We start from the raw sequence: 14,784 nt of genomic DNA, 5'->3' as shown, positions 1-14,784 counted from the left end.
CGCCTTGCGGTGCCGCTCGAAACCGGCGTCGTGCTCCATCGACAGGCTCATCTGCTTGGGTGCCATCACGTACCATCCATCCTCAGGTCTCGCTAAGACCGCGGGGCAAAATCAGAGTTTCCCTAACGGCAGGACACCATCGATCACCGCTAAGGTGATCATAAGGTGGCAACTATAACCTTCGCTCGCATGACCATCACGCTAGATCGTGCGCCTGCTGCCGCCCTGACAGAGGCGCTCCATGAGATCCCCCGCCCCCGTCTGGGCGATCGGCCGCGCCGCGCCTTTGTCGCCAAGGCGTTCGCCTCGACGTTCGGACGGCTGGAGAATCAGCTTTGCGACCCAGGAGGACTACCGACGCACGGCATCCACCGCGTGCTGGTTTGTCGTCCGAATCACCGACTCGGCAACACGGTGCTGATCAGCCCCCTGATCGCGGAAATCGAGGCACTGTATCCGGGAGCACAGATCGACCTCGTCGGCTCCGAAGCTGCCGCGAGCCTTTATTCGCCGCGCTTTTCCGTTCATCGGCTATTCGTTCTCTCCCGGCGGATCGCACGCCACCCCGTGGCCAGCGCAGGTCTGCTGCGCGATTTGAGATCGGAACGCTATGATCTTGCGATTGACCCGTGCGATGGCTCCCAATCGGGGCGGTTGGTGCTGGCGCTGGCAAAGGCGCGTTTCAAGATTGGCTTCCCCGATCGGCTGGCGAACCCCTTTTCGGCATGGCATAGACGGGTTTGGCCTCAGCATCTTGCACATCGGGGTGTCTTCCTGCTGCGCACGGCGTATGCCGGGACGACCAGTCCTGGCTATCCGCCTCTCGACATGGGTCTCTCGCTGCATGAAAGGACAGAAGCGTCCGCCGTACTGGCACGCTTACGTGGTAGCCCCTGCGGCACTGGGCACGGCCTGGTCGGCATTTTTACTAATGCGACAGGAGCCAAACGCTTTGGCCAGGCGTGGTGGAATGAGTTCATCCCGACTTTCGAGCGCCTGGCACCCGGGGTGCAGCTCGTGGATCTGGTGGCGGCCCATGGCCGCTCGGATCTCGCCGGACGTTTCCCTTCCTTCTACACGCAGAATATTCGTCGCCTCGGAGCGCTGATCGCTGGTCTCGATGGGTTCATCAGCGCCGACTGCGGCGTGATGCACCTAGCGGCAGCAAGCGGTACACCGACCCTGGGCCTTTTCTCCACAACCGACCCTGGCAAATACGCGCCGTATGGAGAGCACCATGGCTTCGTGCGGACGCGCGAGATGGATGTCGCCGGAGTCGCATCCAAGGCGGCCGCATGGTTTGCGAGCGCCCGTTCCAGTCGGGCCGCGTGCGCAGCGGAAAGCCGCGTCGACCCTTGACCGGCATCCCCGTGCCTGAATGGCCCAGGCAAGAGAAAGGAGCAGGAAAGCTCGGGTGACTAACCTGCCTCACGAAGCAAAAGACGTGAGATCCGATGAGCCCGACCCGATGGACCATTCTTTGCGATTTCGACGGCACTGTTTCGGTCGAGGATGTCATCGACTCCCTGCTTGACCGTTATGGACGCCCTGGCTGGGAGCAACTGGAAGAAGCCTGGCGTGCGGGCCAGATCGGCTCGCGTGTCTGCATGAGCGGGCAGGTGGGGCTGCTGGACATGAGCCAGGGCGACCTGGATGAACACCTCGACGGCATCCGGATCGATCACGCCTTTGCGCATTTCGTGGCCGAAGCGCGTGCGTTGGGTGTGCCCATCGGCATCGTCAGCGACGGCCTGGATTACGCGATCGAACGCATCCTTCGGCGGCATGGCCTCGATGGCCTGCCGGTGGCAGCCAACCATCTGGCGCCTGGCGTACCGCCACAGCGATGGCAGCTGAGCTCTCCCTTCCAGGCCGCCGGTTGCCGCAGCGGGACGTGCAAATGCGCCCGCGTCGAGCAGGCCCGCGTCGACGGCGCGCACAGGACGCTGTTGATCGGCGACGGCGCGTCCGACTTCTGTGCCGCCGACCGCGTCGATTTCGTGTTCGCCAAGCACCGCCTGGTCGAACACTGCCGCGCCGCCGGCATCCCGTACGTGCCCATCACCGGCTTCGAGGATGCGCTGGAAATGCTGCCTGCGCTGCTCGAGGGCAACCTGGCCAGCCACCACACCTTGCCCGTCCCCGCGGGCGCACCCGCCTGACGTCCCCTGGAAACCCATGAACGCATTCGACAAGCACACCGCCCTGGTGATCGACGACGCGCAACTGCTCGCCGACGAAGCGCAGTACAGCTCCTTCGGCGACACCGTTCACTACGTCGACCCACCGAAGATCTTCCGCCGCTGCGAGGGCAGCTGGATGTACGACAGCGCGGACGTGCCATTCCTTGACCTGCAGATGTGGTACTCGGCGGTCAACTTCGGCTACGGCAATCCGCGGTTGAACGACACGCTCAAGCGCCAGGTCGACCTGCTGCCGCAGGTGGCCAGCCAGTATTTGCACCAGAGCCGCATCGAGCTGGCCAAGACCATCGCGCTGGACGTCGAGGGCAAGTTTGGCCGCAAGGGCCGTGTGCATTTCAACGTCGGCGGTGCGCAGGCGATCGAGGATTCCCTGAAGATCGTGCGCAACGCGCGCAACGGCAAGAGCCTGATGTTCGCCTTCGAGGGCGGCTACCACGGGCGCACGCTGGGCGCCTCGTCGATCACTTCCAGCTACCGCTACCGCCGCCGCTTCGGCCACTTCGGCGAGCGTGCCATGTTCATTCCATTTCCGTATCCGTTCCGCCGCCCCAAGGGCATGACGCCGGAAGAGTATTCGGACGCCTGCGTGCGCCAGTTCGCGCGCCTGTTCGAGACCGAATACAACGGCGTGTGGGATCCGAAGGTCAACCAGGCCGAATACGCCGCCTTCTACGTCGAGCCGATCCAGGGCACTGGCGGCTACGTGATCCCGCCGGCGAACTTCTTTCGCGACCTGAAGAAGGTGCTCGACCAGTACGGCATCCTGCTGGTCGTCGACGAGATCCAGATGGGTTTCTGGCGCACCGGCAAGCTGTGGTCGATCGAGCATTTCGGCGTGACGCCGGACGTGCTGGTGTTTGGCAAGGCGCTGACCAACGGGCTCAATCCGCTGTCCGGCCTGTGGGCGCGCGAGGAGCTGATCAATCCCACCGTGTTTCCGCCCGGCTCCACGCATTCGACGTTCAACTCCAATCCGCTGGGCACCTCGCTAGGCCTGGAGGTGATCCGGATGGGCTACGAGCTCGACTACGAAACCAGCGTGCCGGCCAAGGGCGCGCACTTCCTCGACGGCCTGCGCGACCTGCAGAAGCGCCACAAGGAAATCGGCGACGTCGACGGTCTCGGCCTGGCGCTGCGCGCGGAGATCTGCACCGAGGATGGCTTCACGCCGAACAAGGCGCTGCTCGACCGCATGGTCGACATCGGCCTGGCCGGCGATCTCGAACACAACGGCAGGAAGACCGGCCTCGTGCTCGACGTGGGCGGCTGGTACAAGAACGTGATCACGCTCGCGCCCTCGCTGGACATCACGCACGAGGAAATCGACCTGGCGATCGCGTTGCTCGATCAACTGCTGACCAAGGCCAAGCGACTATAAGCCGCAGCAATAAGCGGCCCCCGCATGGCGGAGCCATCGTTGCCGGACGTTGATACGACCCACCATGCAAGGCCCGCAGGAGGATTCGCATGAATACCGAAGTTTCCCCGAATATCCCCTCCGATGGCGATGTCGGCGCAAGGGTTATCGGCATGATCGCCAAGCAGGCCAAAGTCGATCCGGCCATGGTGACGCCTGCATCGACGCTCAAGGATCTTGGCGTCGAATCGCTGGAGGCCATCGAAATGATCTTCGACATCGAAGAGGCGTTCGACATCACCTTTCCCGACAGCGGAACCGACCTCAACAGCGATACCGTCCAGCATCTCATCAACGCCGTACAGGCCGCTCTGTCCGCCAAAACGCCGTCCTCGGAACGCGCCGCGTGAACCTGCCGATGTCCCGTCGCGTGGCCATCACCGGCATGGGTGCGGTCAGCGTCTTCGGCGTAGGCGCCACGCCCCTGTGGGCGGCCTTGCGTGAAGGCCGCAGCGGCATCGCCGCACTGCGTCATCCCGAAGCGTCGCGCCTGCGCGTGCGCGTGGCGGCCCAGGTGCCGGAGGATTTCGATCCTTCGGCGCACTTCGATGAACGCGTGCTGCCGATGCTCGACCGCACGACGCAGCTGGCGATGATCGCGGCGCGCGAGGCCATCAGCCAGTCCGGCCTGGATTTCCGCGCGGCGGACCTTGGGCTTCGCACCGGGGTCGTGGTCGGCACGGGCGTCGGTGGCGAGATTACCCAGGACGAGCAGAGCAAGCGGCTGTATGGGGAGAATGCGCAGCGGTTGCATCCGCTGACCATCGTGCGTCTGATGATCAACGCACCGGCCAGCCAGATCAGCATCGAGCATGGCTTGCGCGGCCCGGCTTTCGCCGTCTCCAGCGCCTGCGCCTCGACCAACCACGCCATCGCCCAGGCGGCGCAATTGATCCGTTGCGGCCAGGCGGACGTGGTGGTTACCGGCGGCACCGAGGCCTGCCTGAGCTATGGCGCGCTGCGGGCGTGGGAGGCCATGCGGGTGCTGGCCGACGACACCTGCCGACCGTTCAGCGCCACCCGCCGCGGCCTGGTGCTGGGGGAGGGTGCCGGCATCTTCGTACTGGAGTCCATGGATCATGCACGCGCTCGCGGCGCCACACTGCTGGGCGAGCTGGCCGGCGTGGGCATGAGTGCCGACGCGGCAGACATCGTCGCGCCCGATGCGCGCGGCAGTTCCGCGGCCATGGACCGGGCGCTGGCCGATGCCGGCTTGGCACCCGAAGACGTCGACTACATCAACGCCCATGGCACCGGCACCCCGGCCAACGATCCGACTGAAACCCGCGCCATCCGGCTCAGCTTTGCTGCGCACGCCGAGCGCCTGGCGATCTCATCGACCAAGTCGATGCACGGCCACGCGCTCGGTGCTTCCGGCGCGCTGGAACTGGTTGCGGTGCTGGGCGCCTTGCGCGAAGGCGTGGTGCCGCCAACGGCCAACTTCGAACGCGCCGACCCGGCTTGCGATCTCGACTACGTGCCCAATGTGCCGCGCCAGATGGCCGTGCGCGTCGCGCTCAGCAACTCGTTCGCGTTCGGCGGGCTCAACGCCGTGCTGGCGGTCAGGCAGGCCTGACCGACGGTCCCAAGCCATGCCCTATCTGTGCCAACTCGAACCGGACGTGCTGCTGGAGCAGTTCCTTGCGCATCCACCCGTGGACTTTGCCACGGAGCATGCACCGGGCAGCATGCCCACCTTCCGTGCGCCGTTCGATCTGCTGACCACCGCGGACGAGGGGCTGCGACGGCGCATCACCGCCTTGCCGCTGTATCGCATGTGGGGGCGATGGTTGCGCTGGCGCACGCGTTTTGCCGGCTGCACAGTGACCGAGTACACCCCGCTGCCGGCGCAGCTGCCGCCGGCGGAACTGGCGCGGGAACTGAAGCGGCGCCATGGCCGCGAAGGTGCCCTGTTCATTGTCAAGGACATCGCCCACGATTCACCCTTGCTCGACGGCGCGGCAAACGCGCATGCGAATGCCTTTGCCAGCGCCTGCGAGTCGCTCGGCTTCGTGGTGCTCGAAGGCCTGCCGCTGGCCTGGGTGCCAATCGACTTCGCCTCGGAGGACGACTACCTGGCGCGCCGCTCGGCCGCGCGGCGCAAGGACATCCGCCGCAAGCTCAAGGCCCGCGCCGGCCTCGATATCGACCTGGTTCCTACCGGTGCGCCATGCTTCGGGGATCCCGAGTGCCTGGCCAGCTTCTACGCGCTCTACCGCGCCGTGCATGCGCAAAGCGAGATCCACTTCGACCTGCTGAGCGAAGCGTTTTTCCGTGGTGTGCTGCAATCGGCCGACGGCGGTGGCGTGGTGTTCTGCTACCGCCATGCGGGGGAGCTGATCGGCTGGAATCTCTGTTACGAGTTCGGCGGCAAGCTGGTCGACAAGTACGTGGGCTTTGCCTATCCGCAGGCACGCAAGCACAACCTCTATGTCGTGAGCTGGATGCACAATCTTGCCTATGCCAGGTCGCGCGGCTTGAGCCATTACGTGGCCGGCTGGACCGATCCGGTGATCAAGGGCCAGCTGGGCGCGCGGTTCACCAGCACGCGCCATGCGGTCTACGTGCGCAACCCAGTGCTGCGTGTGCTATTGCGCCGCATGGCACATCGTTTCGAAAGCGAACCGGCGAGTGCCGCCAAGGCCGATGCATGACACGGCCGGTCGTGCTGGACATGGACCATTCGGTCGGCCCCCTGGCCGGTCGGCTGGTGGTTCCTCTCGAACACTGGCAGGAGACGTTGCGGTTCGGTTGCTCCCTAGCCGCGCTGCGTCGTTTCAGCCAGGGACTGGACGAGGTGCTGCCATCCACGTGCGGCACGGTGATGCTGGGCAGCGGCGATTTTCACCACCTGAGCTGGCCGCTGATCGCCCGCGTCGCCCGAACGCAGCGGCGGTTCCAGGTCGTGGTGCTGGACAACCACCCGGACAACATGCGCTATGCGTTCGGCGTGCACTGCGGCTCGTGGGTGCGGCGGGTCGCCTTGTTGCCCCAGGTCAGCCACGTCCACGTGCTCGGTATCAGCTCGACGGATATCGACCGGCGACACGCCTGGGCGAACTATCTGTCACCCCTGCGGCAGGGACGCGTGAGCTACTGGAGCGTCGGCGTGGATGTCGGCTGGGCGCAGCGTGCGGGCCTGGCGCACGCCATGCGCGGGTTCGACAGCGCCGACGATCTGGTCGCCACCTTCGGTGAGCAACAGCGCACGGCGCCGCAGCCAACCTATCTGTCGATCGACAAGGACGTGTTCGCCCAGGACGTCGCCCGCACCAACTGGGACCAGGGCAGCCTGCGGCTGCAGCACGCCGTCGAGCTTATCGGCAGCCTGCGCGGCGGGCTGGTCGGCAGCGATATCACCGGTGAGATCTCGGCGTACCGCTACCGCAGCTGGTGGAAGCGGCGGCTCTCGGCGATGGATGCGCAGCCGACCATCGATGAGCGGGAGCTCGCCCGATGGCAAGGCCAGCAACACGTGCTCAACGAGCACCTGCTGGCCGCCATCGACCGTTGTCCCGGCGCGAGCCAGAAGCCGGGGCGATAGCGGCCGGTCGGGTTGCAAAGGTTCGTGCCGGCGGTGCCACTTTCCGCTGATGTCAAAAATCGGCCCGCCTCGTTCGATCGAGCCCGTCAATCCTTGTCGTTGTCGATCGAGTTTTCGAGGATGTGCCCGTCCTTCGCATCCACGCCCACTTCATGCGTCACTCCTTTGGCCACGATGTCGAACGAATAGCGCAGGCCACTGCCACCTTTTTCCTTTTCCAGTTCTTCCTTCGCAATGGTGCCCGGGAAGGTCTTGAGGGCGATGGCGCGAGCCTCGGTTTTGGTGATCTGCGCGTGCATGGCGTGCTTGCCCTGGTTGGGCGTAGCGGCCAAGGCGGCGGTGCTGAGTGCGAGCGAGGAGGCGATGAGGATCCACTTGCGCATGACGTTCTCCTGAGTTGTGGAAGCGTGCCCCGGTGCATCCGGGCATCGACAGAATCGGGCATGGGACTTACCTCGCGCTTATCCCGGGCTTTCGCGGCATCATCGGTTCAGCGGGCGGTGCGTTCGATGGTTTGCGCGATCTGCTCGAAGGTTGCATCGTCCAGCCAGGGACTGTTGCTGACGGTCAGGGTGCTTTGCGCGAAGGCGCGTGCGCGGGGCATCGGCGCCTGCGGCACCCGGTCGGCGAGGTAGGCATAGTCGGGCAGTGCATGCACGAACAACTGGCTGACGCCGACGCCAGCACGCCACAGGCGCGCCAGTACGGCATCCCGATGCCGCGGGTCGCGCAGGCGTACCAGGAAAAAAGGCCACGTCCCTTGCGCACCAGCGGCATCTTCAAACACTTCGATACCGTCGATGCCGCGCAGGCGGGGAAGTCGCGCGCGGGCCTGGGTGGCAAGCGAGGCGAGAAAGCCCGGAAGACGTCTCGAAGCGTGCGCGCCGACCGCGCTACGCCAAACGCCCACACGGTGGAACGGTAGGGACAGTGGAAACCGGTCACCCACGGCCGCCTCCGCATCACCGCGCTTGAGTGCGGCACGCAACGGCATCCCATACGCTACGCTCAATCCGCGTGGTCGATACAACAGGGCCAAGCCCAGCAGCCCCACGCATCGGCGAAGCTCCCAGCCCGGCTTCTCCGGCACGTTCTCATGCGCATACTGCAGTTCTTCGCGCAGGTCCGGGTCGCGGCTGACAAGCAGGCCACCCTCATAGATCGACAAGCCCTTGCCGGCAGCCAGGCTGAAGAATCCCAGGTCGCCACGCAGGCCCACGCTCGCGCCGCGGTCGCGTGCGCCCAATGCCTGCGCAGCATCCTCGATCACGTAGGCGCCTGCCGTGCGGGCGGCCGCCAGCGCAGCGTCGACGTCGGCCACGCGGCCGGCCAGGTGCGTCGGCACGACGGCCAGTGTGTCCTCCCGGCAGGCCCGCGCAAGCGCGTGCGGATCCATGTCGTAGTGGCCCGGGCGCAGGTCGCACAGGCGCATGGACAGGCCGGCGGCGTGCACCGCCATGGCGACCAGCGGACAGGTGTAGGCCGGCAGTACCACCACCGTGCGCTCGCGCGCACGTGCCTTGAGCACGCGAAGGGCGAGCAGCAGGGCGGCGGTGCCCGAACACTCCAGCTGCAGCCGTGGCGTGCCCAGTTGGGCGGTTATCCGTTCGGCCAGATCCGCACGCCCCGGGATCAGGTCGCGCAGGTGCAGCGGCAGACCGGCGGTCGGGGGGATTTCATGCCAGCGTGCCGGTGGCAATGTGCTCACCTCGGTCCGGCAATCCGGCCTGTTGCCGGAACGCCAGGCGCGCTATCCGACTCGGCCAGGCCCAAGCAGACGATGCCGGCGACGATCGCCACGGCGCCAAGCACGCGGGACAGGCTGAGCGGCTCGTGGAACAGCCACACCGACAGCAACATCACGCTCACCACTTCCAGATGCGACGCGGCGAACGCAGGCCCGATCGGCGCGTGCTTGAGCAGGCTCATCCAGGTAAAGAACGCTCCCAGATACCCGATCACCGCGCCATACACCCACGGCTGGCCGAAAACCCGCAGCAGCCAGGCCAGGCTGGCGCTCACTGGCAGCGCGTGCGTTCCGGCGAACTTGAACGACACCTGCGCCAAGGTGTCGAACGCCATCAGCAGCAGGAAGCCGGCCACATAGAAGCGCCTCATCCACCCGCTCCCACGATCGCCACGCCCAGGCTCACCAGCAGGATTCCTGCCACGCGCAGGCGGGTCAGCTTTTCGCCGAACAGCCAGCGCCCGGCAAGCATGATCGCCACGATGTTGATCGAGCCCAGCAGCACGCCCTTGGACAGCGGCACCAGCGACAGGAAGGCGATCCACAGCAGGAACTCGACGACGTAGCAGCCCACGCCCAGCCACAGCCACGGCCGGCTGGCCATGTGCCGCCAGCGTGCCAGGCCATCACCTGCCTCGGGGGCACCTGCCGCCGCCTTGAAGGCGAGTTGGCCGGTGGTATCCACCAGCACGTTCGCCAGCCACAGGGCGAGGATCGGTGGCGGCATGTCAGGCGGCCGAGCGCAACGGTTGACCGGCGGCGACCGTGTCGAAGAAGCGGGCCGATCGTTCGATCAAGGTGCGCCGCTCCTTGTCGATGGTGATCATGTGGTAGCTGTTCCTGAGCAGCAGCAGTTCGGCCGGCGCGCTCACGCTGCGCACCACCAGTTCGGCATTGCGCACGCTGGCCACGTCGTCCTCGCTGGCATGCGCCACCAGGCACGGCGAGGTCACCTGCGGCAGCTGGCGGCGTACCTGCACGGAGAGCTGGTGCAGATCGGCCAGCGCGTGCCACGGGTTGCCAAGCAGGCCTGCGATGGTGCTGTCGCCCGAATGCATCGCCGCACTGATCTGTCTGCGCAGCCGCTCGTCACGCAATCCATAGGGCGGCTGTTCCAGGAACACGCGCGAGCGGCCCAGTCCCAGTTTCTTGACCAGCGGCAGCAGGAAGGACAGCCGCGCCGTCCACGGGATGCTCCAGCCGTCATAGCGGAACGTGGCGCCGTACACGCCCACGCCGGCCACCCGGGAGGGCCGGTCGGCGGCCAGCTTCAGGGCCAGCAGCGCGCCCATCGACAGGCCGCCGACGAACAACTGGTCGACCCTGGCCAACATGGCGTCGGCGGCCTGCTCCACGCTGGCGTACCAGTCGCGCCAACCGGTCGACAGCAGGTCGTCGGTATCGCCGCAGTGGCCGGCCAGTTGCATGCCGTGCACGGTGAAACCGGCGCTGTTGAGGCCCTTGCCGAGCAGGCGCATCTCCATCGGCGTGCCGGTCAGCCCGTGGATCAGCAGCACGCCACGGCGGTCGCCTTCGAGAAAGAAATCGGTTTGCCGTATCACGCCATCACTCCGCAACGGAAGACGTCGAGCCTGGCAGCGGCCGGTTTCCCGGAGCTTTCGACCGGCTGCCGAATTGCACCAGGACGCGCTGGCCCACGCGCGGCGGGGGTGCGGTGTCCAGCACAAGCACGCATTCGACCGTGCGCGAATTGGCCCGGAGCTGTGGATCGTCCTCCAACGAAGAAGGACCGACGATCGATCCCGTGCGCAATACGTGGGCCGGCCACGCGGCGGCGTCGCTCTGGCCTTCGACTCTCACCAGGGCGGGCATGCCAACGGTCACCTTGCCGGCGTAGGCCTCGCTCAGGTCGGCGCGAACAATGCGCGGCGTGCGCGGCAGCAACACGAACAGCGCGCCGGGCTGCATGGACACGCTGGCGCCGGCCTGGGCGGTTACGCGGACCACGTCCGCATCGATCGGCGCCTTCAGCGTGCGCTGCGCCAGTTCGAAGCGGGCTGCCGCACGTTTCTGTTCCGCCAGCGCCACGCTGGCGCGCATCGCAGTCCGTTGCGCGGCCAGTTCGACGGCTGCGCCCTGCGCATCATCCGCACTCTGGCCGTCGCCCGCGCCCGCACGGGCGGCGGCGGCGAGCCGATGGGCATGCTGCTTCGCGCCGGCAAGCCTGGCCTCGACCAGCGCAAGCTGGGCGCGGGCCTGGTCCAGTTCGGCCTGTGCCGACGCGAGGGCAATGCGGGCGGGCTCGGTTTCCAGTACGGCCAGGACCTGACCGCGGCGGACCTGCTCGCCCTCGTGGGCATCGATTTCCACCAGCCTGCCGTCACCCGGCGCACCCAACCGCAACAGTCCGCCCTCCACATCGATGCGCCCCCGTGCCACCGCAGCGTATGCGGGGGCGGGGGGCGTCGCGACCGGATCGGCGTGACGGCTGCATGCGACCAGCAGCCATGGCGTCAGCAGCCATGCCACCGGCAGCACGATCAACCGGAGCCGACGGGTGCTGGAAAGCGACATCATGATGGGGTTCCTAGGTGGGGCGCAGGGGAGGCGGACACGCGCCGGTCGCTCAGGATGCGACCGTCTTCCATGGCAAGGACGCGATCGGCATGGCCGATGAGGCGGGGGTCGTGGCTTACGCACAGCACGGTGGTGCCGTGGGTACGGGCGATACGATGGAGGATGTCGATGATGGTCTGGCCGCTGGCCGCATCCAGTGCACTGGTGGGTTCGTCGGCAAACAGCAATTGGGGTCGCTTGGCGAGCGCCCGGGCGATCGCGACGCGCTGCTTCTCGCCGCCGGACAGTTCCGCCGGCTTCAGGCCCATGCGGCGGGCCAGGCCAACTTCCTCCAGCGAGTGCACGGCGCGCGCGCGCGCCCGCTCCCGCGACAATCCCAGGTAATGCAAGGGCAACTCCACCTGCTCGCGCGCGTTCAGCGCGGGAAAGAGGTTGAACCCCTGGAACACGAAACCGGTGTGACGTAGCCGGAAACCTTCCAGCTGACCCCGATCGAGTTGTCCGAGCTCGCTATCGAGCGCAAGCACCCGGCCTGCGTCGACGTTCTGCAGGCCGCTGAGTATCGCCAGCAGGGTGCTCTTGCCGCAGCCGGAAGGTCCGGAGATCAGGGTCAGCTCGCCTGCCTCGATCGACAAGGAGAGCCCATCGAGCACTTGCGTACGCAAGCGGCCGGAAACGAAGGCCTTGGCGACATTCTCCGCCCGCAACGTCACCACCGACGGGTGCGCGCTGGCATTCATCGCAGCAAACTCGCCGGATCGGCCCGGCGCAAACTGCGGATGGCCGCCAGGCCGGATACGCCTGCCAGGCCCATCGCGAGCACGACACAGGCCAGCGTCACCGGGATATCCAGCACCACCGGTACGTCCTGTCCTCGTGCAAGGGCGAGCAAGACCGCGCCGAGCACGGTGGCGCCCAGCAGTCCGAGCGCGCCGACCCAGAAGGCCTGTTCGAGTACCACCCAGCGAAGCGCGCCCACGCCCACGCCGAGCGCGTTGAGCGTGGCGTATTCGCGCACCGAGCCGGCGACCGCGGCCACCAGCGTCTGGCTGGTGATCACGGCGCCGACCAGGAACACGATCCCGGCCAGGAACAGCACGCCCGCACCTGCACCGGTATCGAGCATCCAGTACAGCACCGAGCGGCGCGCGAACCCCTGCGCTGTCCACACCTCGTAGGGGCCGAACGCGCCGTCGCCGCGCAGCCGCGCGGCCACCGCGCCGGCCTGTGCCGGATCGCGCAGGCTCGCCACCCAATAGGTCGGCCGGCCGCCATCGGCCGGATCGGTATCGAGCTCGCGGGCGGTGGCCAGCGAGCTGACCACGTTGACTCCGCCCAGCGCACGCAGGCCGCTGCTGACGCCAACCACGCGTACCGTGTGCCCGTTGATGGCGGCGGTGCCGCCGATGGCGACGCCAAGCTTGTCGATATCGGCGCGGTCCACGATGACCGCGTCCGGCTCCTCCAGGCGTGCGCGCAGGGCAGGCGGCAAGGCGTGGGCGAACATCAGCCCAGCGGACTGCGGGTCAATGCCCGAGACGAACACCGACTCGCCGCCGGTGTCGGCGTGGCCGCGCCAGTCCGCGTCCAGCCAGATGAACGGCTCGACCTTCGCGACCGCAGGATCCATCAGAACGCGAGCCTCGACGTTGGGGTCGATGGCCCGCCCCAGGTTGACGCTCTGGGTCCCCGGATAGCCAATCCACAGGTCGGCCGCCGAGCCGGTGATGTAGACGCTGGCGCTGCCAAAGATGCCCAGCACCAGCGCCGCCTGCAGCAGCTGCAGCAGGCCGGCGAAGCCGACCGCGAGAATCGCCGGCAGGAAGCGCCGCCATTCGTGCACCAGCGTCTTGCGGGCCAGGGCGACCATCAGTCGCGCTCCTGCGTCCGTTCGGACGGATCGCCCGCGGGCAGCGGTGCACCGCCCAGCGCCTTGAACAGCGCCACGAACGCCAGTCCATGGCTGGCGCGTGCCTGGACCTGTGCCAGTGCCGCCTGGTCGCTTGCAATGGCGCTCTCGGCCTGGTCCATCGGTCCGGCCAGCTTCAACGCGGCGCGGCGCGCCATGACGTCGTCCGCGTGACCGAGTGCCGCCGCGGCCTCGGTGCAATGGCGTTCGTACTCCGCCTGGCGGCGCAACCGCCCGAGCGCCGTCTCGACCTCGGCAACGCCCTGCAACACCGTCTGCCGGTAGGCCAGCACGCTTGCCTTGAGCTCGTGTTCCTTGGCGTGCGCCTGGGCCGCCCGCATGCCCCAGTCGAACAGCGGAATGTTGATGACCGGACCGATCGAGGCCACCGCATTGTCGTCCGTGGGCCGATGCGCCTGCAGGCTGGTCGACCAGATCAGCGAGCCGCCGAGGGCCAGGCTGGGGTACCGGTTGGCGCGCGCCAGCCCGGCCTCGCCGGCGGTGCGCAGGACCTCGGCCTGGGCATGCAGGATTTCCGGACGTGAGCGCAGCAGGTCCGCCGGCAGGCTGTGCAGGCGCCAGGCGCCGAGCGTGGGCATCGGCGCGGCCTTGAACCACGCGGGGTCCGGTTCGGCCTGGCCGAGCAGGGTCGCCAGTTGCTGGGCGCTGGCATCGATCGCGTCGCGCGGTTCGACCAGGGCCGCGTCCGCCTGGGCGAGCGCGGCCCGGGCACGGTCGACATCCTGCGCGCCGGCCAGCCGCAGGCGCTGGCGCGTCTGGAGCATGAGGTATTGCTGGCGACGCATGTCGCGGATCCGGGTCAGCCATTGCTCCTGCTGTTGGGCAGCACGCAGGTCGAGCCAGTCACGGGTGACTTCGGCGACCAGCGACACCCGTGCTGCGCGCAGATCGGATGCCGCGGCGTCGAGATCGCCGCGCGCCATGCGCCGTTCGGCCGTGCCACGTCCGAAAAGATTCAGCTCCCACAGCGCATCGAAACCCGCCACGAAGAACGAAGCGCTCGCGTCGGGATCGGGCACGTCTTCGGTCTTCGCGCGCAGTTGGGGCAGGAACTGCGCGCCTGCGGTGCGATGCAGGGCGCGGGCCGCTTCCAGGCGCTCCATGGCCTGGGCGACATCCAGGTTGTCGGCCAGGGCCCGGTCGATCAGGGCGTTCAATGAGGCGTCGTGGAAGGCCCGCCACCACCCCCGCAGGTCCGTAGGTGCTGCGGGCGTTGCCGATGGCGGTGCCTGGCGCCAGTGCGTGGGTACAGGCGGATGCAGCTCGGGCAGGGGCAGGGTGCTGCAGCCGGCCAGGGTCGCCAGCAGGGCGCCAAGTGCCCATCGGCGCAGGGGGTGCCCGATCCGCGACCGCCGGGTTCGCAGGTGGGAAGCGTATGGCATGGTGGATGGCCGAAGGGGCATG

The 14,784-nt window shown here is 67.5% G+C and carries 16 protein-coding genes; 7 read left to right on the top strand and 9 right to left on the bottom strand.

Annotated elements, in window-relative coordinates; genetic code table 11:
- Nucleotides 1-189: 189 nt before the first annotated feature.
- The 7 genes from OSC30_RS15940 to OSC30_RS15910 all read left to right on the top strand — a co-directional run bounded on the left by OSC30_RS15940 (nt 190) and on the right by OSC30_RS15910 (nt 7,165).
- The gene (locus OSC30_RS15940) at nt 190-1,359 is read left to right on the top strand and encodes a glycosyltransferase family 9 protein (protein ID WP_007508536.1); all 1,170 of its coding nucleotides are present in this window, start codon (nt 190-192) and stop codon (nt 1,357-1,359) included.
- Between the two features lie 95 nt (nt 1,360-1,454).
- Complete coding sequence (locus OSC30_RS15935) at nt 1,455-2,162, top strand: MtnX-like HAD-IB family phosphatase (protein WP_027483954.1); 708 nt, start codon at nt 1,455-1,457, stop codon at nt 2,160-2,162.
- Between the two features lie 16 nt (nt 2,163-2,178).
- Nucleotides 2,179-3,582 (top strand): aspartate aminotransferase family protein, encoded by a 1,404-nt coding sequence (locus tag OSC30_RS15930; protein ID WP_007508534.1) that lies wholly within the window; start codon nt 2,179-2,181, stop codon nt 3,580-3,582.
- A gap of 89 nt (nt 3,583-3,671) precedes the next feature.
- Nucleotides 3,672-3,971 carry an acyl carrier protein gene (locus tag OSC30_RS15925; RefSeq protein ID WP_267172835.1) on the top strand — a complete coding sequence of 100 codons (300 nt, stop codon included), beginning with the start codon at nt 3,672-3,674 and terminating at the stop codon, nt 3,969-3,971.
- An 8-nt stretch (nt 3,972-3,979) separates the two neighbouring features.
- Nucleotides 3,980-5,197: a beta-ketoacyl-[acyl-carrier-protein] synthase family protein gene (locus OSC30_RS15920; protein WP_100224874.1), complete on the top strand. Its 1,218-nt coding sequence runs from the start codon at nt 3,980-3,982 to the stop codon at nt 5,195-5,197.
- Between the two features lie 16 nt (nt 5,198-5,213).
- Nucleotides 5,214-6,275 carry a GNAT family N-acetyltransferase gene (locus OSC30_RS15915; RefSeq protein WP_267172834.1) on the top strand — a complete coding sequence of 354 codons (1,062 nt, stop codon included), beginning with the start codon at nt 5,214-5,216 and terminating at the stop codon, nt 6,273-6,275.
- Nucleotides 6,272-7,165: an arginase family protein gene (locus OSC30_RS15910; protein ID WP_267172833.1), complete on the top strand. Its 894-nt coding sequence runs from the start codon at nt 6,272-6,274 to the stop codon at nt 7,163-7,165. Before OSC30_RS15915 ends, OSC30_RS15910 begins: the two co-directional genes overlap by 4 nt.
- Before the next feature lie 86 nt (nt 7,166-7,251).
- Here the strand turns inward: OSC30_RS15910 and OSC30_RS15905 are convergent, their stop codons facing one another.
- The 9 genes from OSC30_RS15905 to OSC30_RS15865 form a co-directional block, all read right to left on the bottom strand.
- Complete coding sequence (locus OSC30_RS15905; RefSeq protein WP_007508529.1) at nt 7,252-7,548, bottom strand: PepSY domain-containing protein; 297 nt, start codon at nt 7,546-7,548, stop codon at nt 7,252-7,254.
- Between the two features lie 107 nt (nt 7,549-7,655).
- Nucleotides 7,656-8,873, bottom strand: coding sequence for a DegT/DnrJ/EryC1/StrS family aminotransferase (locus OSC30_RS15900; RefSeq protein WP_267172832.1), 1,218 nt, complete (start codon nt 8,871-8,873; stop codon nt 7,656-7,658).
- Entirely contained in the window at nt 8,870-9,283 is a 414-nt protein-coding gene (locus OSC30_RS15895) for a DMT family transporter (RefSeq protein WP_007508527.1), read from the bottom strand. Before OSC30_RS15895 ends, OSC30_RS15900 begins: the two co-directional genes overlap by 4 nt.
- Complete coding sequence (locus OSC30_RS15890; protein WP_007508526.1) at nt 9,280-9,639, bottom strand: EamA family transporter; 360 nt, start codon at nt 9,637-9,639, stop codon at nt 9,280-9,282. Before OSC30_RS15890 ends, OSC30_RS15895 begins: the two co-directional genes overlap by 4 nt.
- A gap of 1 nt (nt 9,640) precedes the next feature.
- Complete coding sequence (locus OSC30_RS15885; protein WP_007508524.1) at nt 9,641-10,474, bottom strand: alpha/beta hydrolase; 834 nt, start codon at nt 10,472-10,474, stop codon at nt 9,641-9,643.
- Nucleotides 10,475-10,478: 4 nt separating this feature from the next.
- On the bottom strand, nt 10,479-11,450 hold the full coding sequence (locus OSC30_RS15880; protein ID WP_007508523.1) for an efflux RND transporter periplasmic adaptor subunit: 972 nt from the start codon (nt 11,448-11,450) through the stop codon (nt 10,479-10,481).
- On the bottom strand, nt 11,447-12,190 hold the full coding sequence (locus OSC30_RS15875; protein ID WP_267172831.1) for an ABC transporter ATP-binding protein: 744 nt from the start codon (nt 12,188-12,190) through the stop codon (nt 11,447-11,449). The genes OSC30_RS15880 and OSC30_RS15875 overlap by 4 nt, the downstream gene beginning before the upstream one ends.
- Nucleotides 12,187-13,320 (bottom strand): ABC transporter permease, encoded by a 1,134-nt coding sequence (locus OSC30_RS15870; RefSeq protein ID WP_007508519.1) that lies wholly within the window; start codon nt 13,318-13,320, stop codon nt 12,187-12,189. Before OSC30_RS15870 ends, OSC30_RS15875 begins: the two co-directional genes overlap by 4 nt.
- Nucleotides 13,320-14,762 (bottom strand): efflux transporter outer membrane subunit, encoded by a 1,443-nt coding sequence (locus OSC30_RS15865; RefSeq protein ID WP_425474760.1) that lies wholly within the window; start codon nt 14,760-14,762, stop codon nt 13,320-13,322. Before OSC30_RS15865 ends, OSC30_RS15870 begins: the two co-directional genes overlap by 1 nt.
- Nucleotides 14,763-14,784: the final 22 nt, after the last annotated feature.

It is taken from the genome of Frateuria hangzhouensis, from assembly GCF_026410505.1.
In the GTDB taxonomy this organism is placed as follows: Bacteria; Pseudomonadota; Gammaproteobacteria; order Xanthomonadales; family Rhodanobacteraceae; genus Frateuria_A; species Frateuria_A hangzhouensis.
This window is presented reverse-complemented; position numbering and strand designations above follow the sequence as displayed.